This window comes from Streptomyces sp. O3 (assembly GCF_054788135.1).
Genome location: NZ_JBTVYK010000005.1, coordinates 43,630 through 66,373, shown reverse-complemented (window position 1 = coordinate 66,373; position 22,744 = coordinate 43,630). Strand labels below are relative to the sequence as shown.

Annotated in this window: 23 protein-coding genes; 7 read left to right on the top strand and 16 right to left on the bottom strand. The window is 72.2% G+C overall.

Annotated features, from left to right (window positions below; genetic code table 11):
• Positions 1-79 precede the first annotated feature (79 nt).
• Positions 80-352, top strand: a complete 273-nt coding sequence (locus ACX6XY_RS04545) for a DUF1876 domain-containing protein (protein ID WP_460326608.1) — start codon at positions 80-82, stop codon at positions 350-352.
• Here ACX6XY_RS04545 and ACX6XY_RS04540 read toward each other — a convergent pair.
• The 5 genes from ACX6XY_RS04540 to htpX all read right to left on the bottom strand — a co-directional run bounded on the left by ACX6XY_RS04540 (position 342) and on the right by htpX (position 5,255).
• A complete protein-coding gene (locus tag ACX6XY_RS04540) occupies positions 342-1,682 on the bottom strand; it encodes an MFS transporter (RefSeq protein ID WP_460326606.1) in 1,341 nt (446 codons plus the stop codon). The two genes, ACX6XY_RS04545 and ACX6XY_RS04540, sit on opposite strands and share 11 nt — an antisense overlap.
• On the bottom strand, positions 1,679-2,983 hold the full coding sequence (locus tag ACX6XY_RS04535; protein ID WP_460326604.1) for a PLP-dependent cysteine synthase family protein: 1,305 nt from the start codon (positions 2,981-2,983) through the stop codon (positions 1,679-1,681). Before ACX6XY_RS04535 ends, ACX6XY_RS04540 begins: the two co-directional genes overlap by 4 nt.
• A gap of 151 nt (positions 2,984-3,134) precedes the next feature.
• A complete protein-coding gene (locus ACX6XY_RS04530; protein WP_460326602.1) occupies positions 3,135-3,530 on the bottom strand; it encodes a hypothetical protein in 396 nt (131 codons plus the stop codon).
• Between the two features lie 131 nt (positions 3,531-3,661).
• Positions 3,662-4,285 carry a PspA-associated protein PspAB gene (pspAB, locus tag ACX6XY_RS04525; RefSeq protein ID WP_460326600.1) on the bottom strand — a complete coding sequence of 208 codons (624 nt, stop codon included), beginning with the start codon at positions 4,283-4,285 and terminating at the stop codon, positions 3,662-3,664.
• A gap of 7 nt (positions 4,286-4,292) precedes the next feature.
• Entirely contained in the window at positions 4,293-5,255 is a 963-nt protein-coding gene (htpX, locus tag ACX6XY_RS04520; protein ID WP_460326597.1) for a zinc metalloprotease HtpX, read from the bottom strand.
• Positions 5,256-5,441: 186 nt separating this feature from the next.
• Between htpX and ACX6XY_RS04515 the strand changes: the two genes are divergently transcribed.
• The 3 genes from ACX6XY_RS04515 (at position 5,442) to ACX6XY_RS04505 (ending at position 8,456) form a co-directional block, all read left to right on the top strand.
• Positions 5,442-5,603 carry a hypothetical protein gene (locus ACX6XY_RS04515; protein WP_460326595.1) on the top strand — a complete coding sequence of 54 codons (162 nt, stop codon included), beginning with the start codon at positions 5,442-5,444 and terminating at the stop codon, positions 5,601-5,603.
• Between the two features lie 131 nt (positions 5,604-5,734).
• Positions 5,735-7,549, top strand: a complete 1,815-nt coding sequence (locus ACX6XY_RS04510) for a S9 family peptidase (RefSeq protein WP_460326592.1) — start codon at positions 5,735-5,737, stop codon at positions 7,547-7,549.
• Positions 7,550-7,646: 97 nt separating this feature from the next.
• Positions 7,647-8,456 (top strand): SURF1 family protein, encoded by an 810-nt coding sequence (locus tag ACX6XY_RS04505; RefSeq protein ID WP_460326590.1) that lies wholly within the window; start codon positions 7,647-7,649, stop codon positions 8,454-8,456.
• A gap of 20 nt (positions 8,457-8,476) precedes the next feature.
• Here the strand turns inward: ACX6XY_RS04505 and ACX6XY_RS04500 are convergent, their stop codons facing one another.
• The 7 genes from ACX6XY_RS04500 to ACX6XY_RS04470 form a co-directional block, all read right to left on the bottom strand.
• Positions 8,477-9,745: a hypothetical protein gene (locus ACX6XY_RS04500; RefSeq protein ID WP_460326588.1), complete on the bottom strand. Its 1,269-nt coding sequence runs from the start codon at positions 9,743-9,745 to the stop codon at positions 8,477-8,479.
• A 155-nt stretch (positions 9,746-9,900) separates the two neighbouring features.
• Positions 9,901-10,587, bottom strand: a complete 687-nt coding sequence (locus ACX6XY_RS04495; protein WP_460326586.1) for a SigE family RNA polymerase sigma factor — start codon at positions 10,585-10,587, stop codon at positions 9,901-9,903.
• A gap of 354 nt (positions 10,588-10,941) precedes the next feature.
• Positions 10,942-12,003 (bottom strand): aspartate-semialdehyde dehydrogenase, encoded by a 1,062-nt coding sequence (locus ACX6XY_RS04490; protein ID WP_460326584.1) that lies wholly within the window; start codon positions 12,001-12,003, stop codon positions 10,942-10,944.
• A gap of 55 nt (positions 12,004-12,058) precedes the next feature.
• The gene (locus ACX6XY_RS04485) at positions 12,059-13,342 is read right to left on the bottom strand and encodes an aspartate kinase (protein WP_460326582.1); all 1,284 of its coding nucleotides are present in this window, start codon (positions 13,340-13,342) and stop codon (positions 12,059-12,061) included.
• Positions 13,343-13,585: 243 nt separating this feature from the next.
• Positions 13,586-14,335, bottom strand: coding sequence for a DUF5063 domain-containing protein (locus ACX6XY_RS04480; protein WP_460326580.1), 750 nt, complete (start codon positions 14,333-14,335; stop codon positions 13,586-13,588).
• Positions 14,328-14,927, bottom strand: coding sequence for a recombination mediator RecR (gene recR / locus ACX6XY_RS04475; protein ID WP_460326578.1), 600 nt, complete (start codon positions 14,925-14,927; stop codon positions 14,328-14,330). The genes ACX6XY_RS04480 and recR overlap by 8 nt, the downstream gene beginning before the upstream one ends.
• A gap of 101 nt (positions 14,928-15,028) precedes the next feature.
• Positions 15,029-15,373 carry a YbaB/EbfC family nucleoid-associated protein gene (locus ACX6XY_RS04470; RefSeq protein WP_460326576.1) on the bottom strand — a complete coding sequence of 115 codons (345 nt, stop codon included), beginning with the start codon at positions 15,371-15,373 and terminating at the stop codon, positions 15,029-15,031.
• A gap of 277 nt (positions 15,374-15,650) precedes the next feature.
• Between ACX6XY_RS04470 and ACX6XY_RS04465 the strand changes: the two genes are divergently transcribed.
• From ACX6XY_RS04465 to ACX6XY_RS04455, 3 genes are all read left to right on the top strand, one after another.
• A complete protein-coding gene (locus ACX6XY_RS04465; RefSeq protein ID WP_460326574.1) occupies positions 15,651-16,409 on the top strand; it encodes an SLATT domain-containing protein in 759 nt (252 codons plus the stop codon).
• Between the two features lie 398 nt (positions 16,410-16,807).
• Positions 16,808-16,999 carry a hypothetical protein gene (locus ACX6XY_RS04460; protein ID WP_460326572.1) on the top strand — a complete coding sequence of 64 codons (192 nt, stop codon included), beginning with the start codon at positions 16,808-16,810 and terminating at the stop codon, positions 16,997-16,999.
• A gap of 322 nt (positions 17,000-17,321) precedes the next feature.
• Complete coding sequence (locus ACX6XY_RS04455) at positions 17,322-18,167, top strand: DUF3152 domain-containing protein (RefSeq protein ID WP_460326570.1); 846 nt, start codon at positions 17,322-17,324, stop codon at positions 18,165-18,167.
• 33 nt (positions 18,168-18,200) lie between these two features.
• Here ACX6XY_RS04455 and ACX6XY_RS04450 read toward each other — a convergent pair whose 3' ends face one another.
• From ACX6XY_RS04450 to ACX6XY_RS04435, 4 genes are all read right to left on the bottom strand, one after another.
• Positions 18,201-18,851 carry a hypothetical protein gene (locus ACX6XY_RS04450; protein ID WP_460326568.1) on the bottom strand — a complete coding sequence of 217 codons (651 nt, stop codon included), beginning with the start codon at positions 18,849-18,851 and terminating at the stop codon, positions 18,201-18,203.
• 138 nt (positions 18,852-18,989) lie between these two features.
• Complete coding sequence (locus ACX6XY_RS04445) at positions 18,990-19,943, bottom strand: lysostaphin resistance A-like protein (protein WP_460326567.1); 954 nt, start codon at positions 19,941-19,943, stop codon at positions 18,990-18,992.
• Positions 19,944-20,249: 306 nt separating this feature from the next.
• Complete coding sequence (locus tag ACX6XY_RS04440) at positions 20,250-21,062, bottom strand: GntR family transcriptional regulator (protein ID WP_460326565.1); 813 nt, start codon at positions 21,060-21,062, stop codon at positions 20,250-20,252.
• Positions 21,063-21,224: 162 nt separating this feature from the next.
• Positions 21,225-22,589, bottom strand: a complete 1,365-nt coding sequence (locus ACX6XY_RS04435; protein WP_460326563.1) for an aminotransferase class III-fold pyridoxal phosphate-dependent enzyme — start codon at positions 22,587-22,589, stop codon at positions 21,225-21,227.
• Positions 22,590-22,744 lie beyond the last annotated feature (155 nt).

Below are 22,744 nucleotides of genomic sequence, written 5' to 3'. Positions count from 1 at the left end.
GCGCGCGGCACCGGGTAGCGGCCCGGGCGGCCGAGAGGGACCCTGGAGAGAGGGGCGTCCTCCAGGGAGGTGATCCGGCATGAGCACACTCGTCGGATGGCACGTGGAGCTGGAGTTCTCCGAACACGGCTCGCGTACCAGCGCCGCCGCCATGGTCAGACTCGGCGACGGTACGGAACTGAAGGCGCGCGGCTACGCCATGCGCCACCCGGCCGACCCGGAGCAGCTACGAGTCGGCGAGGAGATCGCGGGTGCGCGGGCCATGATGGGGCTCGCGTCCCAGCTGCTGCAGAAGGCCCACGGCGAGATCGAGGAGGTCGCTGGCAAGCCGTCGCACCCGCTTACGCGTTGAGCGTGCCGTACGCGTGGCGCTCCCCTGGCGTGGTGAGGCGGCCGGTGCGGTGCAGGGCGCGGAGGGCGGCCGCGCAGGCCAGGCCCAGGGTGAACAGGGCCAGCCAGGGCAGCGCGGGGACGCCCGCCGCACGGGCGGCGTCGAGTGCGGCGCCGGTGAGGAGGTTCCCCAGGGTGATGCCGATGCCACAGATGGTGTTGTAGAGGCCGTAGTGGGTGGCGACCAGGCGGTCGCCCGCGAGACGCACGATGGTGTCCATCTCGAAGGGGTACGCGATCATCGTGCCCAGGGCGAGCAGCAGCGCGGCCAGGGTCGACGGCACGGCGGCGAGCAGCCAGCGCCCGGTCCCGGCGGCGGGCACGGGCACCGCCGTCGCCGCCAGCAGCGGCAGGAACGCCGCCCCCATGACCAGCAGCCCGCAGGTCAGGGCGCTGCCGGGCGCGAGTCGCCGCTTACACCAGGCCGTCACCCGCGTCTGGCCGGTGATCGTGGCCAGCCCCGACACGGCGAAGAGCAGCGCCACGGCGGCCGTGGTGGACTCCCCGTCGCCGCCCAGCCGTCGTACTTCGAGCGGCAGCGCCAGATAGACCTGGAAGGTCAGCACATACGAGCCGATCATGGCGCTGGCGAAGAGGAGGAAGGGGCGGTTGGCCAGGACGCCGCGCCACTGGGCGAGCACGCCCGCACGCGCGCCGTCGCCCGCGCCGTCCCCCGCGCCGTCCCCGTCGCCGCCGGTGGCGTCGGTGCCGTCGTTTCCCCCACGGGGTGGGAGCGCCCGGATCTGTACGACGCTGAGCAGCGCGAAGATCGACGCCGATACGAGACAGGTGACCCGGAAGTCGACGCCGGTCAGCAGCATGCCGACGAGCGGGCCGAGCAGGATGCCCGCCTGATAGAAGACGTTGAACAGTGCGAACGCCTCAACCCGCCGCTCCCCCGCGCCCGCCGCCAGATAGGCCCGTACGGCGGGGTTGAACAGCGCGCCCGCGAAGCCGGTCGCGGCGGAGGCGGCGAGGAGTGCGGGCACCGACTGCACCAGGCCGAGGGTGGCGAAGCCGAGCGTACGCAGCACGCAGCCCGCGACGATCAGGGGCTTGTAGCCGAAGCGGTCGGCGAGGGTGCCGCCGATCAGGAACATGCCCTGCTGGCTGAAGTTCCGTACGCCCAGGACGAATCCGACCAGCCACCCGGCCAGGCCGAGCGAGCCGGAGAGATGCTGGGCCAGATACGGCATCAGCATGTAGAAGCCGAGGTTGATGGTGAACTGGTTCACCAGGAGGAGCTGGACGCTGCGGTCGTGGGAACGGACCTGGGAGATCGTCTGCTTCACCGCGCCCGCCCCTCGGGCCCGGTCGATACGGCGGATGACGCCTGCGGGTCGGTCATCTGCGGGTCGGTCACCTGGGTGCAGCGGGTCCAGCGGGTGACCTCCCGTTCGTCGGGGCGGCTCACCTCGTCGGGGTCGGCGGCGGGCGGCGCGCCGAGCAGCCCGTGTGCGGCGCAGTACGTGTCGTCGTAGACCGTCTCCAGGTAGCGCTGCGGCCCGTCGGGGAACACCGCGACGATCCGTGTGCCCCGTGGCAGTGTGCGCGCGGCCCAGCCCGCCGCCAGCGCCACCGCGCCGACGCTCCAGCCGCCCGTCGCGTAGTGCGAGGTCGCCAACTGTCGGCAGGCCCAGACGGATTCGGCGGGGGCCACCCAGTGCACCTCGCTGAAGTGCTCGTACGCGACATTGCGCGGGTAGATGCTGGAGCCGAGCCCGCGCATCAGCCGCGGCCGGGCGGGCTGCCCGAAGATGGTCGAGCCGACGGTGTCCACGCCCACCAGGCGCAGCGCCGGGTAGAGCTGGCGCAGGACGCGTGAGATGCCTGCGGAGTGGCCGCCGGTGCCGACGCTGCACACGAGTACGTCGATATGGCCGAGCTGGGAGGCGAGTTCGAGGGCGAGTGGGGTGTACGCGGAGACGTTGTCGGGGTTGCCGTACTGGTCGGGGCACCAGGCGGCGGGCCGCCGGGCGAGGAGTTCGGCGACGCGCTCGCGGCGGGCCTGCTGCCAGCCGCCGGTGGAGTGCGGCTCGGGCACGGTGTCGACCGTGGCGCCGTACGCGGCGAGCAGCCGGGCCATGGACGGTTCGAGGCCGGGGTCGGTGACGAGGGTGACGGGGTGCCCGTAGACCATCCCGGCCAGCGCGAGGCCCAGGCCCAGGGTGCCGCTGGTGGACTCGACGATGGGGCAGCCGGGGAGCAACTCTCCGCGTGCGCGGGCGCGTTCCACCATGTGCAGGGCGGGGCGGTCCTTGATGCCGCCGGGGTTGAAGCCCTCCAGCTTGGCCCAGAAACCCCGGTCCGGCGGGGCGAAGGGCTGGGACACGCGCAGGAGAGGAGTGTTGCCGACCAGCCCAGGGAGACCGAAGCCGGTGGCGCGGGCGGAGTCGACGGGGCGGACGGAGCCGGTGGCGCGGGCGGAGTCGATGGCGCGGGCGGAGTCGATGGCGCGGGCGGAGTCGATGGGCGTGAGGTCGCCTGTGGCTGCGGGCGTGGCCGCGGGCGCACTCGCAGGCGCGTTCGCGGGCGCGTTCGCAGGCGGGGTCGCGGGCGGGGTCGCGGGCGTGGTCAAGGCGTGCGGGTGCATGGTTCGCTCTCGTTCGCGGGGTGCGGGTGGGAGGTCGCTGACTGGCTACGAGCCGTCGACCGTCCCCGCGGCCCGCGAGAGGGCGGGCAGGGGAGGTCAGACGCCCGGTCGGCGGCCCCCAGGGCAGGGGGCGGCCGACGGCGGGCGCTGATCAGATACGCAGAACCGGGGACTCCGCCGCGTGCGGTATCGGGGCGACGAAACCGCGTACCGCCGCTGGGCGGTGTGCGTGCTCGGCATAGGGGGCGGCGGCCGGGTCGACCGCTTCCGCCGCCAGCGGGGACAGACAGGGCAGCCCCATGTCGGGCCCCGACGGCGGCTGGCCCAGCGCGCACTCCCCCACGGTGGCCGTGTGCCGCCCGTGACCGCCGCTCCGGCCTCCGCTGTCGTACGGGCTGTCCGGCAGCGGATCAAGCGGACTGTACGACAGGGCGCTGACCGCGCCGTCGGGCCGAAGGTGCCCCACCGTGGCCTCAGGGCTCACCACGTGCGAATACAGCAGGCCGAAGAGCATCAGGCCCAGCCCCAGCAGACGGAGCGGCACCACCCATGGACCCCATGAGCAACTCCGCTTCGTCACTAATGGTGACCGAGCCGTAATCACGCTGTGATCTTAGCCGCTGGGCGTGAGGGCGGCGTAAGGAGCCGGGTGCGCACGACGCGAACAAGCCACACCCGTCACGGCCGCGTCCCCAGGCCGGGGGCGCCCCACAGCGGGAACCAGCGGGACAGGTCGTCCTCGATGCGCAGGTCGTTCTTGAGCATCGCCTTGACCTGGAGTTCCAGCGGGTTGTCGCGCCTCTCGCCGGGCAGCGGGGCGAAGGGGTAGAAGGTGCCTCGCTTGTACAGGTAGACCAGGGCGAGCGGATGCGGCGGCCGGGTCCCCGGCGCCTCGAAGGAGGCCAGAGAGCACAGGAGTTGCGGTCCGAAACCGCTGGCTTCGAGTGCGCTGTTCACCGCGTGCAGGTCGTTGACCAGGTCGGTCAGGTCCTCGGGGGCGCGGCGGGACAGGAGCCACGAGTAGCCGTACGCGTCGCGGCTGAACTCCACCGGCGGCGCACCGGTCCCGGCGTCCGCGCCCGCGCCCGCGTCCGCGTCCGCGTTCAGGAGGGCGCGCACCTCGTGCTGGACCTGGGCGAAGGCGCCCCCTTCGAGGGATGCGAAGCACACCGAGCCGTGGCCGGTCGGGGTGAAGCCGGTGGCCGCCTGGAGTGTGATCGCGGCCGATGGCAGCCCGAACAGCTGGTCCAGGTCCGGCCTGACCGGTTTCGTACGGCCCAGCAGCGTGTCCCAGAGCCCCACGGCGGCATCAGCCCCTGCCAGAATCGGGACCGGGCGCCGGTCCCGGACCGGGCGCCGGTCCCGGCGGTGCCGACCCCGGACCGCTCAGCCGCGTGGCGATGTCCTCAAGCGCCTTCAGGCGGCGCTCCAGGCTGGGGTGCGTGGAGAGCATCCCGGACAGCGCCCGGCGGGGGCCGACGGCCGGGGTGAAGAAGAACGCGTTGAACGCCTGGGCGTTGCGCAGGTCCTTGGTGGGGATGCGGGCGACCTCCCCGCTGATCTTGGTCAGCGCCGACGCCAGCACGGAGGGCTTGCCGGTGAGCATGGCGGCGGCGCGGTCGGCGGCCAGCTCGCGGTACCGGGACAGTGCCCGGATCAGTACGAAGCTGATCGCGTACACCGCGGCCGAGACCCCCATCACGACCACGATCATCCCCGCGGTGCCGTGGTCCCGCTGTCGGCCGAACAGGTGCGAGTACAGGGCGAAGCGGACGAGGAGCCCGGCGAGCACGCCCAGGAACGAGGCGATGGTGATCACCGCGACGTCGCGGTGCGCGACATGCGAGAGCTCGTGCGCGAGTACGCCCTCCAGCTCCTCGGTCTCCAGACGGCGAAGCAGTCCGGTGGTGACGCAGACGACGGCGTGATCGGCGTTGCGGCCGGTCGCGAACGCGTTGGGCAGGTCCATGTCGGACACGGCGATGCGCGGCGCGGGCATGTCGGCGGTGGCGCAGAGCCGGTCGACGACCCCGTACAACTCGGGCTGTTCCGCACGGCTCACGAACCGGCCGCGCAGGGCGTACAGCGCGATCTTGTCCGAGTACCAGAACTGCGCGATCAGCAGCCCGGCGGCGATCACCACCACCAGGAACAGCGACTCCAGCAGCGCGATCAGCGCGGCGATGAACGCCACGTACAGCAGCCCCAGCAGAAACATCGTGACCACCATGCGGGCGGTCAGCTGCCGGTCGGGCTCAAAACGGGTGTGCATGACCATCACCCCGATATCAGGGCCTCTTCTCAGCGTACTGCGCCAGACCTCATCGGCCTCCGCTGGCCTCTGACGACCTCCGACGACCTCCGACGACCTCTGACGCCCGCTGATCCAGATGCCGATCCCGGACCTCGGGGGGAGAGTGGGTCCCACAGGCACTCCGACACGAGGAGGACGGTGGCCATGGCCAAGGGTGCCCACAGCAACCCCAAGGACCCCCAGCAGTCGAAGATCTCCGCGGCGCAGGCGCACCGAAAGGGCACCGCGCCGGAGGTCCGGTCGATCTCCGCGAAGACCCGAGGCATGCAACAGCGCGCGCAGGCCCGCCGCCAGGGCAACCGCTGACCGCGGCGGCTGGACTCCTGCCGGAGTCCAGCCGGAGTCCGGTTGGGAAGTTATCCACAGGCGGTCGTCCGCAGGGCGTTATCCACAGGTTGTGGGCCTCGGGCGACGGGGTGTCGGTGCGGGCGTGCACTATGGGGGTCATGACTGCTGCTGAGATGCCGGACTGGGAGAAGCGCTTCAGGGCGCCGCGTGTGTCACTGCCCGAGTGGGCCCAGGACGCACCGGACCGCTCGCTGTTCGTCTCCAACGCGACGGGCACGTTCGAGCTGTACGCATGGGACCGGGCGACCGGCGAGCGGCGCCAGGTCACCGACCGCCCGAACGGCACCACGGACGGCACGCTCTCGCCCGACGGCGCCTGGATCTGGTGGTTCGACGACACGGACGGGGACGAGTTCGGCGTCTGGAAGCGCCAGCCCTTCGCGGGCGGCGCGGACGAGCCCGCGGTGCCGGGGCTCGCACCGTCGTATCCGGCCGGACTGGCGATCGGGCGGGGCGACGCCGGGCCCGTGGTCGTCGGGCGCTCGACCGACGACGAGGGCTCGACCGTCCATGTCGTACGGGGCGGCACCGCCGCGGCGCCCGCCGAGATCTACCGCCACCGGGAGTCGGCCGGGGTCGGGGACCTGTCCCACGACGGCGCCCTGATCGCCCTGGAGCACACCGAGCACGGCGACGCGATGCACTCCGCGCTGCGCGTGGTCACGCTCGACGGCACCACCGTCGCCGAACTGGACGACACCAAGGGCGGCACCAAGGAGCTGGGCCTGGACGTGCTCGGCTTCGCTCCGGTGGACGGCGACACCCGGCTGCTCGTCGCGCACCAGCGGCGCGGCCGCTGGGAGCCCATGGTGTGGGACGTGGCGACGGGCACGGAGACGGAGCTCGCGCTGGATCTGCCGGGCGATGTGAGCGCCGAGTGGTATCCGGACGGCTCCGGGCTGCTCATCGGACACGGCTTCGAGGCGCGCGGCGAGCTATGGCGGTACGACTTCGCCTCCGGCGAGCTGGTGCGGGTCGACACGCCGGTGGGTTCGGTGTCGGGCGCGACCGCGCGGCCGGACGGCACGGTCGAGTACCTGTGGTCGTCGGCGGCGCACCCGCCCGAGGTGCGGTCCACGTCCGGGCGGACCGTGCTGGACCCGCCGGGGATGAAGGCGCCGGGGTCGGTGCCGGTCGAGGACGCGTGGGTGGACGGCCCCGGCGGCCGTATCCACGCGCTGGTGCAGCGGCCCGCGGGAGACGGTCCGTTCCCGTGCGTGTTCGAGATCCACGGCGGCCCGACCTGGCACGACAGCGACGCGTTCGCCTCGGGCCCGGCCGCGTGGGTGGACCACGGGTACGCGGTCGTACGCGTCAACTACCGGGGCTCCACGGGGTACGGCCGGGAGTGGACGGACGCGCTGAAGCACCGGGTCGGGCTGATCGAGCTGGAGGACATCGCGGCCGTACGCGAGTGGGCCGTGGCCTCCGGGCTCGCCGACCCGGCGCGGCTGGTGCTCGCCGGCGGGTCCTGGGGCGGCTATCTGACGCTGCTCGGCCTCGGCACCCAGCCGGACGCCTGGGCGCTGGGGCTCGCGGCGGTGCCGGTCGCGGACTACGTCACGGCGTACCACGACGAGATGGAGGCGCTGAAGGCGATGGACCGGACGCTTCTGGGCGGTACGCCGGAGGAGGTCCCGGAGCGGTTCGCGGCGTCCTCGCCGCTGACATACGTGGACCAGGTGCGGGCGCCGGTCTACATCTCGGCGGGCGTCAACGACCCGCGCTGCCCGATCCGGCAGGTGGAGAACTACGTGGACCGGCTGGCCGCGCGCGGGGCCGTGCACGAGGTCTACCGCTATGACGCGGGGCACGGCTCGCTGGTCGTCGACGAACGGATCAAGCAGGTCAAGCTGGAGATCGACTTCGCCCAGCGCTGGCTCGCCAGGACACCGGCCGGGTGACGCCGAGCGCCCCTGCCCGCCCGTGGGCCCTGGGTCCTGTCGGCCCAGGGCACCCCTGCGGGGTTCGGGTGGGGCGGGGGCCCGTACCGTGGGTGGGGTGTACCGGTTTCTGCTGACTCCGCGATGGTGGGGGATCAACCTCTTCGTCGTGCTGGCCATCCCCTTCTGCGTCTTCATGGGGTCCTGGCAGCTCGGCCGGTTCGAGGACCGTGTCGACACCCACCGCGGCGCCGAGCGGCAGACCGAGGCGGCCGCCCGTGAACGGGCCAGGCCGCTGGCCGACCTGCTGCCCGTGGACCGGGAGACCTCCGGGAAGCGGACCACCGCGCGGGGACACTGGGACCGGCAGCTGCTGGTCCCGGACCGCGAGCTGGACGGCGAGGACGGGTTCTACGTCCTGGGCATGCTGCGGACCGACGGCGGCAAGGCCCTGCCCGTCGTACGCGGCTGGCTCCCCGGCGACCCGGCCGACGCGGACGTGCCCGCGCCGCCCGCTGGCGAGGTGACCGTGACCGGTGCGCTCCAGGCCTCCGAGTCCACCGGCGCCAGCGGCGTACGCGCGGGCCAGGCGCTGCCCGACGGCCAGCTCGGGGCGATCAGCGCGGCGACGCTGGTGAACCTGCTGCCGTACGACGTGTACGACGCCTGGGTCACCGTGGAGAGCGCCGACGGCCGGATGACCCCGGTGCCGCCGACCGTGCCGAAGGGCAGCGGCCTGGACGTCAAGGCCTTCCAGAACCTGGGCTACTCCGGTGAGTGGTTCATCTTCGCCGGGTTCGTGCTCTTCATGTGGTTCCGGCTGTTCCGGCGTGAGGTCGAGGCCGCGAAGGACGCCGTACTGGGTATCCCGGCGGAGGAACCAGGCATCGCGGCGGAGGAACCCCGGCGCGAGACCGCCGCGCCGTAGCCGCGACGCCAGGGCCTGTCTCAGGAGTCCGCCCGTACGACCGTGCGGTAGACGGTCCCGGCGCAGGCGTCGGGAATCGTCGCCTCCACGCTCGGCGCGCCCGGCTCCGCGGTGTACGTGAGCCGCACCCGGCCCGCCTCCGCGTCCGCGTCGCCGCCGAGCTGCGGCTGAGTGCCGGGCTGCTGCTCCGTACCGCCCGCGTCGCCGGAGTCGGTGCTGTCGCCGCCGCCGGCGCCGCCGCTCGTGCCGCCGCCGTCGGAGCCGTCGAGGGTGTCATCCGTAGGCGACGGGTCGGGTGACGGGTCCGGGCTCGGGCAGCTGTCCGAAGGCACCCAGGCGAACTCCACCTTGAACCGCGCGCCCGCGCCGAGTACCAGCCTGCTCCGTTCCTTCGGCGGGTCGGGCAGCACGTTCGCCGCGGGGCCCCCCGCGTAGTGGTCCTCGACCTCGATCCGGTCCGGGTCCGCCACGCCCCGCGCCGCGAAGACCACGCTTCCGTCGCCGCCGACCGCGCAGGGGCTGTCGGAGATGTTGGTGACGGAGAACGCGCCGTGCACCTTGCCGCTCGGCCTGGGCTCTCCGACGCTCCCGGTCGCCTCGCCCAACTGGCCCGCGAGGCAGGTGGGCAGTGTGGCGGCGGAGCCGGTCTCGGACGGTTCGGTGTCATCGCCGGACGCGTCATCGCCCGGCGTGTCCTGGTCGCCGTCGGGGTTCTCGGGGTCCTTCGCCTTCTCGTCGTCGGGCCGGTCGGCCTGACCCCCGTCGTCCTCGGCCTCGCCCTTGTTCCCGCCGCTGTCCGGGCTCTGACCGCCGTCGTCCTGCCCCTGGCTGGCGCCGCCGCCGTCCGGCCGGCTGGACTCCTGGCTGTCGCCGGAGCCGCCCGGAACCTGTGAGCTGTGGCCGACCGCGGAGGGGTTGGCGCTGGACGAGCCCGGAGCGTCGGCGACATGGATCAGGGCGGGGATCGCCGTCCCGAGGAACAGCGCGGCCGCAGCGGCGCCGACGAGCGCCTGCCGCCTGCGCGCCCGGCGCGCGGGCACGGCCTGCCGCAGGTGGTCCAGGGTGCCCTCGGACGGCTTCACCTCCCGCACGGCCTCGTGCAGCATGCGCCGCAGCGCCAACTCGTCCGGCCCCAGCCCACCGGGCCCGCCCAGATCACCCGGCCCGCCCAGGCCGCCGGGCCCGCCCAAGCCGCCCGAGCCGCTCAGGCCGCCGGGCCCGCCCGCGCGGCCCGGCTCCGACGAGCCGTCGGACTCGCCCCGAGGGCCCTGCTGAGGTCCGCCGCTCACTGCCCAGCCCTCGCCGCGCCGCTCGTCCCCGCGCCCCGCATGCCCATCGCGCCTATCCCACTCAAATCGCCCGTGCCGACCGTACTGACCGTACCGCTTGTCCGGATCGTGCCCGTCATGCCGTTCATCCCGCTCACGCCGCTCGCCGTCGCCGCTCATGCCGACGCCTCCATGGCGACCCGCAGCGCCTTGATCCCCCGAGAGCCGTACGCCTTCACCGAGCCGACGGATATCCCCAGCACCTCGGAGACCTGGGCCTCCGTCATGTCCTGGAAGTACCGCAGGACGATCACCTCGCGCTGGCGGCGCTGCAGCCCGCGCAGCGCCTTGATCAGCTCCTCCCGCTCCATCCGGTCGTAGGCGCCCTCCTCCGCGCTCGCCATGTCCGGCATCGGCTTGGAGAGCAGCTTGAGGCCGACGATGCGGCGGCGCAGCGCGGACCGGGAGAGGTTCACCACGGTCTGCCGCAGATAGGCGAGGGTCTTCTCGGGTTCGCGCACCCGCTTGCGCGCGGAATGCACGCGGATGAACGCCTCCTGGACGACGTCCTCGCAGGAGGCGGTGTCGTCGAGGAGCAGGGCCGCGAGACCCAGCAGCGAGCGGTAGTGGGCGCGGTAGGTCTCGGTGAGGTGGTCGACCGTGGTGCCCGCCGCCATGACGCCCTCAGCGCCCGGCCGCTGGGACGGCATCCGGCCGGGCCGCGACGCGGGCATAGGCGCGATCACCGGCATGCCGCCACCGACCGCCGCCCGGCTCCGGGGCCTGGGCGGGTGGGGAGGCGACTGCGGTCGTACGGCCGTGCCGCCGACGCGCGCCATGGGGAACTCCAGAACCTCTGCCACGCCTGTTGGACACCCGTCCCCCCGTCAGGGTTGTACGCGCCGGGCGGCCTTTTCGCGCCGGACGCCCCCTGCGGCGTCTCCTCACATGCCGTCATAGTTCGTTCCCCACCCCTCTGCCGTGATCGTGCCCTGCTCGCCACGGCACCTCGGAAGGGCGACCGCAAAGACGCGCCCCGCCTCGCGCGCGGTTGCGCGGGACGGGGAGAGAATCATCGACCGGACCGACGATCAAGTTCAAGTGGACTAGACCATTGAATTCGGGCTCGCGACACCGCTGATCCTACAAACGAATCCGGGCAGCGCCTTCGGATATTCGGACGGCCGGACAGGCCCTAGGCCCTAGGCCCTAGGCCCCTAGCCGAGGTCCGCCGCCACCAGCTCGGCGATCTGGGCGGTGTTCAGCGCCGCGCCCTTGCGCAGGTTGTCCCCGCACACGAACAGCTCGACGGCCGTGGGGTCGTCCAGCGACCGGCGCACCCGCCCCACCCAGGTCGGGTCGGTGCCGACCACGTCCGCGGGCGTGGGGAACTCTCCGGCGGCCGGGTTGTCGAACAGCACGACTCCGGGCGCGGTCGAGAGAATCTCATGCGCGCGGTCCACGGTGACCTCACCCTCGAAGCGGGCGTGCACGGTCAGCGAGTGGGTGGTGACGACGGGGACCCGGACACAGGTCGCGGACACCCGCAGTTCCGGCAGCCCGAGGATCTTCCGGGACTCGTCGCGGACCTTGAGCTCTTCGGACGACCAGCCGTCCTCCCTGAGCGATCCGGCCCAGGGCACGACGTTCAGCGCGATCGGCTCCGAGAAGGGCCCGGTGTCGTCGCCCACGGCCCGGCGTACGTCACCGGGGGTGGTGCCCAGCTCCGTACCGGCCACGAGCTCCGTCTGCGCGCGCAGCGCGTCCACCCCGGCCCGGCCCGCGCCGCTCACCGCCTGGTACGAGGAGACGACCAGCTCGCGCAGGCCGAACTCGGCGTGCAGCGCGCCGACCGCGACGATCATCGACAGGGTGGTGCAGTTGGGGTTGGCCACGATGCCGCGCGGGCGGACCCGCGCCGCGTGCGGATTGACCTCGGGGACCACCAGCGGCACGTCCGGGTCCATCCGGAACGCGGCGGAGTTGTCCACGACCACCGCGCCCTTGGCGGCGGCGATCGGCGCCCACTGGGCGGAGACGTCGTCCGGTACGTCGAACATCGCGATGTCGACGCCGTCGAACGCTTCTTCGCTCAGGGCGGTCACCTCGACCTCTTCGCCGCGCACTGTGAGCTTGCGGCCCGCGGAGCGCGGCGAGGCGATCAGGCGGATCTCGCCCCAGATGTCCGCGTGCTGGGACAGAATCTGGAGCATGACCGTGCCGACGGCGCCGGTCGCCCCGACGACGGCGAGCGTCGGGGCGGACCGGGTGCCGGTCATCGGCGGATGCCTCCGCGCCGAGCCGTCGGCCTGTGGCCGGTCGGCCCGCGGCCGGTCATCGGCCGGTGCCTCCGTAGACCACGGCCTCGTCGGTCTCGCTGTCCAGACCGAACGAGCTGTGCACGGCCCGCAGGCCCGCCACGACGTCGTCCTCGCGGGTGATCACCGAGATGCGGATCTCGGATGTCGAGATCAGCTCGATGTTCACGCCCGCGTCGCTGAGCGCCTCGAAGAACTGCGCGGTGACGCCGGGGTTCGACTTCATGCCCGCGCCGACCAGCGAGATCTTGCCGATCTGGTCGTCGTACCGCAGCGAGTCATAGCCGACGGAAGACTTGATCTTCTCCAGCGCCGCGGTGGCCTTACGGCCCTCCGACTTCGGCAGCGTGAAGGAGATGTCGGTGAGGCTGGTGGCCGCCGCCGAGACGTTCTGCACGACCATGTCGATGTTGATCTCGGCGTCCGCGATGGCGCGGAAGATCGCCGCGGCCTCGCCCGGCTTGTCCGGAACGCCGACGACCGTGACCTTGGCCTCGGATACGTCGTGGGCGACTCCGGAGATGATCGCGTGCTCCACCTGCTGGTCCCCTTGCTTGCTTACGGGCGGTTCGTTGCTGACCCAGGTGCCTTGCAGCCCAGAGAAGGACGAGCGGACGTGGATCGGGATGTTGTAGCGGCGTGCGTACTCGACGCACCGGTGCAGCAGCACCTTGGAGCCGTTGGCCGCGAGCTCCAGCATGTCCTCGAACGAGATCCAGTCGATCTTGCGCGCCTTCTTCACCACGCGCGGGTCGGCGGTGAAGACGCCGTCCACATCGGTGTAGATCTCGCAGACGTCGGCGTCGAGCGCGGCGGCCAGCGCGACGGCGGTGGTGTCCGAGCCGCCGCGGCCCAGGGTGGTGATGTCCTTGCTGTCCTGGGACACGCCCTGGAACCCGGCCACGATGGCCACGTTCCCCTCATCCACCGAGGTGCGGATGCGGCCCGGCGTGACATCGATGATGCGCGCCTTGTTGTGGACCGAGTCGGTGATGACACCCGCCTGGCTGCCGGTGAACGACTGGGCCTCGTGGCCCAGGTTTTTGATCGCCATGGCCAGCAGGGCCATGGAGATCCGCTCTCCCGCGGTCAGCAGCATGTCGAGCTCGCGCCCGGCAGGGATCGGCGACACCTGCTCTGCGAGATCGATCAGCTCGTCCGTCGAGTCGCCCATCGCGGAGACCACGGCAACCACCTGGTTGCCGTTCTTCCTGGCCTCAACGATGCGCTTGGCAACCCGCTTGATGCCCTCGGCATCGGCTACGGAGGAGCCTCCGTACTTCTGCACGACAAGGCCCACGTGCGCTCCTAGCTCAATACGTTCTGCGGTCAGCTCAGTTTACCGAGCGGCCGGTTTCCGCCCCGCCTCTATCACATCGTGAGACGTCCTGCTCACGCCGTGATCGCTCCGGGGTGGGTCCGACCCGCTCCAGAACCGCGCCTTCCCGCTTCGGAGCCAGCCACTCCGGAAAGTGGCCGTGCTCACATCTCGGCTGAGCGGGCCGCCCGCTCAGCGGGCCGGGCGGTAGGGGGCGCCTGGGCCTCAGCGGGCCGGGCGGATGCCCAGTGGGCCCGCCAGTTCCTCGGCCATGACGCGGCCCGCCTCCTCGGCGAGCTCTTCCTCCCCGGTCAGGTCCTGGTCGGTGTCCAGGCCGTCCAGTTCCTGGAGCGGCTGGTCCAGGCGGACGTGGGCGACCAGGGACTGCAGGGCGCGGAGGGCGCCGGACGCGGTGGAGCCCCAGTTGGAGAAGTACGAGAACTGCCACCACCACAGGGCCTCGGTGGTGCGGCCCGCGCGGTAGTGGGCCATGCCGTGCCGAAGGTCGGTGATGACATCGGCCAGGTCGTCCGAGATACGGCAGGCGACGGGGGCCTTGCGCGGCTCGTACGGGTCGAAGACCTCCGAGTACACGTCGACCGGGTCGAGCAGCAGCGCGAGGCGCTCGCGCAGCTCGTCGACATCCGCTTCCGGGCCGAGGTCGGGCTCGTACCGCTCGTCCGGAAGGATGTCCGCGTGCGCGCCCAACCGGCCGCCGGCGAGAAGGAGTTGCGAGACCTCCAGGAGGAGGAAGGGGACCGCGGAGTCCGGCTCGTCGCCCTTGGCGACCTCCGTGACCGCGACGATGAAGCTCGCGACCTGGTCGGCGATCTGCACCGCGAAGTCGTCCGGGTCCAGCAGCGACTCATGCACCTTGCGCGGCACCGCGTCCGAGGCGGAGGCGGACGCGGGGTCGGGCACGGCGTCGGTCCCGGCGGGGCGGGGTGTGCCAGGGGTGGCAGGCGTGTCAGACATCGAGAAGTCGTCTCCCTTCGAAGGCACGGCCCAGCGTGACCTCGTCGGCGTACTCCAGATCTCCCCCGACAGGGAGTCCGCTGGCCAGGCGGGTGACCTTGAGGCCCATCGGCTTGATCATGCGTGCGAGGTACGTGGCCGTGGCCTCGCCCTCCAGATTGGGATCGGTGGCCAGGATCAGCTCGGTGACGGCGCCGTCAGCGAGCCGGGCCAGCAGCTCCCGTATCCGGAGATCGTCCGGGCCCACGCCCTCGATCGGGCTGATCGCGCCGCCCAGTACGTGATACCGGCCGCGGAACTCGCGCGTACGCTCGATGGCGACGACGTCCTTCGGCTCCTCGACCACACAGATGATCGCCGGGTCGCGGCGCGGGTCACGGCAGACCCCGCACCGCTCCTCCTGCGCGACATTGCCGCAGACCGCGCAGAAGCGGACCTTGTCCTTGACCTCTACAAGCGCGTGCGCCAGGCGGCGGACATCGGTCGGCTCGGCCTGGAGGACGTGGAAGGCGATCCGCTGCGCGCTCTTGGGACCGACGCCGGGCAGCCTGCCCAACTCGTCGATGAGGTCCTGAACCACGCCTTCGTACAACGGACTGCCTTCCTGCCTGCCCCTGAATGTTCAGGTGGTACGTACGGTAGTCGCCTCACCCGGATCTGCTGAAGACACCGGTCCGGCGAATCAGAGGCGAATCAGAACGGCAGACCCGGAATGCCACCGCCGCCGCCCAGACCCTGGGCGAGCGGGCCGAGCTTCTGCTGCTGAAGCGCCTGCGCGTTCTCGTTCGCCGCCTGGACCGCGGCGACCACCAGGTCCGCCAGGGTCTCGGTGTCCTCGGGGTCCACCGCCTTGGGGTCGATCACCAGGCCGCGCAGCTCGCCCGAGCCAGTGACCGTGGCCTTCACCAGGCCGCCGCCCGACTGGCCGTCGACCTCGGTCTGCGCCAGTTCCTCCTGGGCCCGCGCGAGGTCCTGTTGCATCTGCTGGGCCTGCTGGAGCAGCTGCTGCATGTTGGGCTGGCCACCACCGGGAATCACGATCAGCTCCTGGTCTTCCTGGTCTCCGATGTCTCTGACGACTCGAGCCTACGTGTTCAGGGGGCCGTGCGCCCCAGCACTCTTTCGAGTGAGTTACACCGGTGCCCTATACCTGATCAAGGGCCACTTCCGGGGGTAAAGGCCGCGAAACCGGGCTCATGGCCACCCATTGGGCGGTAGGAAGATGCTGCCCAGTTCGTGCCAGTCCAGCCCACACCAGCCGTACCAGCCGTACCTACCAGTCCGTACCAGTCCGTACCAGTCGAGGGAGTGCCGGGTGAGCCAGCCGGAGATGCAGCCCGAGGTGCCGCCTCCGGGCGGGCAGGGCGGGGGCGAAGGCGACGACGCGGCGCTGAGGGCGGCACGGTCCACCGACCTCACCGGACGGCCGTTCCCCCTCGGCGACTGGGGCGAGCCCGCCGAGCGCCTGGACGAGCTCTACCGCTGGGTGGAGGCGGGCGCGCTGCGCACCGCGCGGTGGTACCTCCACGACCGCGCCTGGAAGCGCCGCGGCGCGCGGTCACTCCGCGCCGGAACGGCGCTCGGCGCGGTCGCCGGGGCCGCGCTGCCGCTGCTCGACCTGACCGGGGCGGTGGGCGGCGCGGCGGCCTGGGGCTATCTGTCCCTGCTGCTCGCGGTCGCCTGCATGGCGTGTGACCGGTACTTCGGGCTCACCTCCGGGTGGATAAGGGATGTGGCGACGGCCCAGGCGGTACAGCGGCGGCTCCAGATCCTCCAGTTCGACTGGGCGTCGGAGAACGTGCGCGAGGTGCTCGGCCCGACGGACGGCACGGCGAGCGAGGCCGCCGAGCGGTGCCTCGGGGTGCTGCGCCGCTTCTCTGAGGACGTGACCGAACTGGTGCGCTCCGAGACCGCGGACTGGATGGTGGAGTTCCGCTCCGGCCCGGCCCCGCTGGTCATGCAGTCCGCAGGCTCCGGCGCTCCCCGCCCCGAGCCCCCCGCCCCCGGACGCCTCCCCCTCCCACCGGGCACCCGCCCGAACATGCCACGCCAACGCCCACCGGAGCCGCGCTGAGACGGGGTGCCGCGCCTCCCCGCGCCGCTCGCGTTCCGGGGGGGGCGCGGGGGCGGGTGGTTGGGGCGCGCGGTGTGGGTGGGGCGCCCTGACGGGGTGCCCGGCGCGCGACTCGGCCGTCACGCTCCGCAATGCGCCCTTACGTTCTGTCGTCGCGGGCTGCTTTCCTTTAACCCAGGGCGCACCGGCGGGGTGCGCCCGGTACGCGACAGGAACAGCGCACAGGGGGACGGGGGACACATGAAACACCGGATGTCCATCGCGACGGCGGCCGTGGCCGCCACCGCCGCCGTCATGATGACCGCTCCGCTGGCCGACTGACCAAGGCCAAGAAGGGCGACAAGGTCTGGATCACCGTCAGCCACACGAAGGGGCGGACCTGGAAGAGCTGCGGCCACGTGACCAAGAAGAGCAGCGGCACGGGGACCCTCACCAGTAAGAAGATCCTCCACAGCAGCGGCGACGTGAAGAACCGGTATGTGCGGGCCTGTGCCAAGACCAAAGGCAAGGTCTGGTGCGCCGACATCGGCAACAAGTCGAACCGTAACCACGCCGACGGCAAGAAGCGCTACTGGTGGACCGACAGCTGACCGAACCGGTAGAGCCCCGTCGCGGCCGTGACGGGGCTCTACCGGTGGCCGGTGGCGGCCGCGCGGGCTCGCCCCCCCCGGCCGCCGCGAGGGCTGGTCCCCTGGCGGTCATAGACTGTCTCGGGGATATTTGTTTACTCGGGGGATAGTTTTGTTCGATGAGGGGGGACCTGTTGCTGACCATGACGCCCACACCCGCCACTGAGTCGTGACCGGCGCGCGACGAGCCGCGCGGCCTCGACGAGCACAGCGAGCGCACGGTGGGCGGCGCCGAGGCGCGCCCCGAATACGCCCCGGCCGGGTCCTGACGACCGGCCTCGCGGTGGGCGGCTTCAGCCTGCTGCCCGTCCTGCTGATCCCCGACCCCACCGGAACCGGCACCGGCCAGCGGATGGCGGCCCCGGCGCCGTTGAAGTCAGCCCCGGCCGCGACACCGGAAGAGGAGCCGCCGCCACAGTCCGAGCCCGGCACGGGACCCAGCGCCGGAACCGGCATCGGCACCGGCACCGGCACCGGCACCGAGTCCAGTTCCCGGTCCGGCGCTCGCACCAGGCCCCCGTCCGCGCCGACGCCGACCGGCCCGGCCAGGGCCACGCCCTCGGTGCCCGCCACCGGCCGCGGCACGTTCACCACCGGCTCCGCCGCCGGCGCCACCGCCGGAGACGGCAGGATCTGGCGCTACCGCGTCGACGTCGAGGACGGCACCCTGCTACTGCCCGACGAGGCCGCGCGCGAGGTCGCCGCCGTACTCGCGGACCCCCGCGGCTGGGCCGCCAAGGGCACCCGCGCCTTCCAGCTGGTCACCTCCGGCCCCACCGACTTCCAGGTCAAGATCGCCACGCCCGCCACGGTGGACCGCCTCTGCGGAGAGTACGGACTCGACACCCACGGCGAGGTCAACTGCCGGGTCGGCACCTCGGTCGTCGTCAACCTCAAGCGCTGGCTGCTGGGCTCGCCCCAGTTCGACGGGCCGCTCTCCGAGTACCGCGCGCTGATCATCAACCACGAGGTGGGTCACCGCCTCGGGCACGGCCACCTGACCTGCGCCGGTCCCGGACGCCCCGCGCCCGCGATGATGCAGCAGATCAAGGGCCTGCACGGCTGCGTCGCCAACGCCTGGCCCTTCGACGAGAACGGCGACTACATCTCCGGCCCCAAGGTCGACTGACCCCGCCCCCAGCCCAGCCCGGTCGCCAGCGGGTCAGCTGAAGACGACCATCGACCCCTGGGCCAGGCTGCGGGTCGCCGCCGCGTGCAGGCCCAGCCACACGTGGCGTTCGCGGGCGAAGGGGTCGTCGTCCAGCGGGACGGGGGCCGCTGGCTCCTCCAGGGCGGTGGGACCGGCGGGGGCCACCGGCGCGGCCGGGGGGCTGGCCGGGTCGATGCCGAGCGCGGGGGCCACGTACTCCAGCTCGCGCAGGAGCGTGTGCGAGGAGCCCAGCGGGCCGCCGCCCGCGAGGAGTTCGTCGTTGGCGAGCGGATGCGGGAACTCGACCGGGACATACGCGCCCGCGTGGTCGTAGTGCCAGACCAGGTGGGACTGCTGGGCGGTGGCCTCGAACATCTCCAGGAGTTGTTCGTAGTCGCCGCCGAGTTCGTCTACGGGAGTGACGGGCAGGCCGCAGATCTGGAGGAGGTACGCACGGCGCAGGAAGTGCAGCGCGTCGTAGTCGAAGCCCGCGACTGGGGCGACGTCCCCGGAGAGGCCGGGCATGTACGCGTAGACGGGGACCGGGGGCAGACCGGCGTCGCCCAGCGCCCTGTCGTAGAGCGCGAGTTCTTCGGCGAAGGGGTTGTCCGCGCTATGGCAGAGCACATCGACCAGGGGAACGAGCCACAGGTCACAGGCCAAGAGAACTCCTCACTTCGGCTGACGCGGAACGCGACGAGCGGAACACAACGAGCAGAGCGTGACAAGCAGAGCGCAACAAGCTGTGTGTGCAGGGTAGTCCGCGCTCCCCTCTCTCATCTGCCCCTGTGCACCGTCCGCTCACCAGGCGCTGCGCCAGGCGATGCCGCGGCGGTCCGCGAGGCGGGCCGCCAGCAGGCAGTAGAGCGGGGCGAAGACCAGTTCCAGGACCAGGGCCTGCCAGGGCGCGTCGGCGGCGGTCGCGTCGCTGGACAGTTCGCCGAACCCGGCCGCCAGGGTGAAGGCCACCAGGTTGTTGGCGGTGTGCAGGGCGATCACCGCCTCCAGGCCGCCGGTACGGATCACCAGCCAGCCCCACCACAGCGCGGAGTAGAAGAGCAGGGCGAAGCCGGAGAGCTCCCCGAACCCGTGGGCCACGGCGAACAGCAGCGAGGCCACCGCGATGCCGGGCCACGGGGACCGCAGGAATCGGCCGGTCACCTGGACCAGCCAGCCCCGGAACACGTACTCCTCAGCGGCAGCCTGGACGGGCACCAGGGCGCACAGCACGGCCAGGCTCAGCGCGAAGGCGGACCAGCCGGGGAAGCCCTGCCCCGACTCGGCGGCCGGTGACTCGGCGGCCGGTTCGGCGTTCCAGGTCCACGCGATCAGCAGGCCGAGCTGTAGGGCGATCAACGGGAAGGCCACCAGAGCGCAACGGCCCAGCCAGCCCCAGCGCAGCCGACCGGTGACCGAAGAGACCGTACCGGCCGGGCGGTTGCCCACCAGACGCAGACCGAGCAGGACCGCGGGCACGCCGACCGCGATAGCGGCGAGACCGAACGCGACTTCCGCGAGCGGGTCCGCGAAGACCTCGTCGCTCCCCGCCGCGGCCTCCGCGTCCAGCACGGCCGCCAGGACGCTGCCGACGCCGAAGACGACCAGCGCGCCGGCCACGAACAGGACTAGGACCACCAGGAGTTCGCCCAGCCAGACCAGCCTGCCGCCGTGGCCGTTGCGCGCTTGCTCGTGGTAGCGGGAACCGGACGGCGCGCGGACCGGTCCGGTCCGGGGCGGGGGTATATACGGAGGCATCCCAGGCGGTGGAGGCATCCCAGGCGGCGGAGGCGGAGGCGGGGGCGGAAGCGGAGACGGGGGCGCCGCCCAGCCCTCCCGCCAGTCCGGTTCAGGGGCATGCGGCGCTCGTTGGCCAGCGGGCCAGGGTACGTCGGAACTCACGGCGGTCGCCTTCTGTCTGCGTGGTCAGGGCAGAGGTATACGACCTCGTACGCGGCCCCGGTATACGGCCCCGGTATACGGCCCCGGTATACGGCTCAGGCATACGACCTCGGTATACGGCCTCATTGGATCACGGGTGAGGCGCGCGTCCCGCGTGGACGGTCAGGCGGACAGCTTCTCGGCCAGCGCGAGCGCGTGGTCGTTGTACGCGGTGACCAGAGCGGACGCGGTGGCGGCGTCGCGGCGGAGCACGGCGTCGACCAGTTCGGTGTGACCGCTCCAGAGGCGGCCGGTGAGGTCGGGGGCGCGGCGCAGGTGGGGGACGGCGAACGCCCACGCCTGGATGCGCAGCCGTTGCAGGAAGTCGGTCAGATAGGGGTTGCCGAAGAGGGAGCTCAACTCGCGCCAGAAGCTGAGGTCGTAGCCGACCAGGACGTCCAGGTCGCCGACCGTGGCCGCGCGCTGGGCCTCCCCGGCCCGGCGGCGCACGGAGGCGAGCTGGTCCCCGATGGTGTGCAGGCCGCGTTCGGCGATGCCTTGGAAGATCGCCTCGGCGACGAGCCGACGGGCCTCGACCATGCCGCGGAAGTCGTCGACGGTGTACTCGTGCACGCGGAAGCCGCGGTGCTGTACCGAGTCGAGCATGCCCTGCGCGGAGAGGTCGACCAGGGCCTCGCGTACGGGGGTCGCGGAGACGCCGTACTGCTCGGCGATCTCCTTGACCGTGAACTCCTGGCCGGGGCTGAGGCGCGCGGCGAGGATCTCGTCGCGCAGGGCGTCGGCGAGCTGCTGGCGCAGGGTGCTGCGGGTGACGGCGACGGCGTTCGCGACGGTGCGCGCGCCCGTGCCTGTGCCCGTGCCCGTACGGGCTGTGCCTGTAGCTGTGCCTGTACGGGCCGTACCTGTACGTGCCGCGCCCGTACTCGTACGTGCTGTACCTGTGCCCGCGCTGGTGCCTCGGCCGGTGCCGTGCATGGTGCCCTCTCTCGCCGTCTGCCCCTGTGGGTGGCCGGTCCGGCCAGCCTACGGGGTGGCGGCGGGCGCGGAGCCGGGGCCGCTCCCCGACTCCGGCCCCCGGCTCCGGCCCCGCCCCGGCCCCCGCCCCGGCCCCGTAGTCACACCGAGGTCACACCGCCGTCACACCGTGTGCTCGTCTGCTGCCGACAGCGCCTCGTCCAGCAGGTGCAGGCCCTCCTTCGCCTCCGCCTCGGTGATGGTGCAGGCGGGGACCACATGCGTGCGGTTCATGTTCACGAAGGGCCACAGGCCGCCGCGCTTGCAGGCCGCCGCGAAGGCCGCCATGGGGGCGTTGGCCTCGCCCGTCGCGTTGTACGGGACCAGGGGCTCGCGGGTCTCCCGGTCGCGTACCAGCTCCAGGGCCCAGAAGGCGCCGAGGCCGCGCACCTCGCCCACCGACGGGTGACGCGCGGCGATCTCGCGCAGGCCGGGGCCGATGACGTCGGCGCCGATGCGCGCGGCGTGCGCGACGACGCCCTCCTCCTCCATCGCGTTGATCGTGGCGACCGCGGCCGCGCAGGCGAGCGGGTGCCCCGAGTACGTGAGCCCGCCGGGGTACGGCTTCCTGGCGAAGGTCTCGGCGACGGCGGACGAGATCGCCACGCCGCCCAGCGGGACGTACCCGGAGTTGACGCCCTTGGCGAAGGTGAGCAGGTCGGGGACCACGTCGAAGTGGTCGGCGGCGAACCACTCGCCGGTGCGCCCGAAGCCCGCCATCACCTCGTCCAGGATGAGGAGGATCCCGTACCGGTCGCAGATCTCCCGCACTCCGGCCAGATAGCCCGGCGGCGGGACCATGATCCCGGCCGTGCCCGGCACGGTCTCCAGGATGATCGCGGCGAACGACGCGGGGCCCTCGAAGGCGATGATGTCCTCAAGGTGGGCGAGCGCCCGCGCGCACTCCTCGGCCTCGGTGGTCGCGTAGAAGGCCGAGCGGTACAGGAACGGCGCCCAGAACCGGACCACGCCGGACGAGCCGGTGTCGGAGGCCCAGCGGCGCGGGTCGCCGGTGAGGTTGATCGCGGCCGACGTCGCGCCGTGGTAGGAGCGGAAGGCGCTGAGGATCTTGGGGCGGCCGGTGTGCAGCCGGGCCATCCGCGCGGCGTTCTCGACGGCCTCGGCGCCGCCGTTGGTGAAGAAGATCTTGTCCAGGTCGCCGGGGGTCCGCTCGGCGATGAGGCGTGCGGCCTCGGAGCGTACGTCGATGGCGAAGGCGGGCGCGAAGGTGGTCATCTTCGCGGCCTGCTCCTGCACGGCGGCGACGACCTTGGGGTGCTGATAGCCGATGTTGGTGTAGACGAGGCCGCTGGTGAAGTCGAGGTAGCGGTTGCCCTCGTAATCCCAGAAGTGCACGCCTTCGGCTCCGGCCACGGCAAGCGGATCGATCAGCTCCTGCGCGGACCAGGAGTGGAAGACATGCGCGCGGTCGGCGGCCTTGACGGCCGCGCCCTTCGCGGGGTCGGCGGGAACGAGATGAGGGGTCATGCAGCCGAGCGTAAGCGTCCGAGATACGGACAAACCATCGGCGGCCTGTCTGCCCTGGCGGGCCCGCCGCCGACAGTGTGTCGATCGACGCGACTCTTGACAGCACGCTACCAATTAGGCAGCATGCTGTCATAACAGATAGACGGCGAGAGACA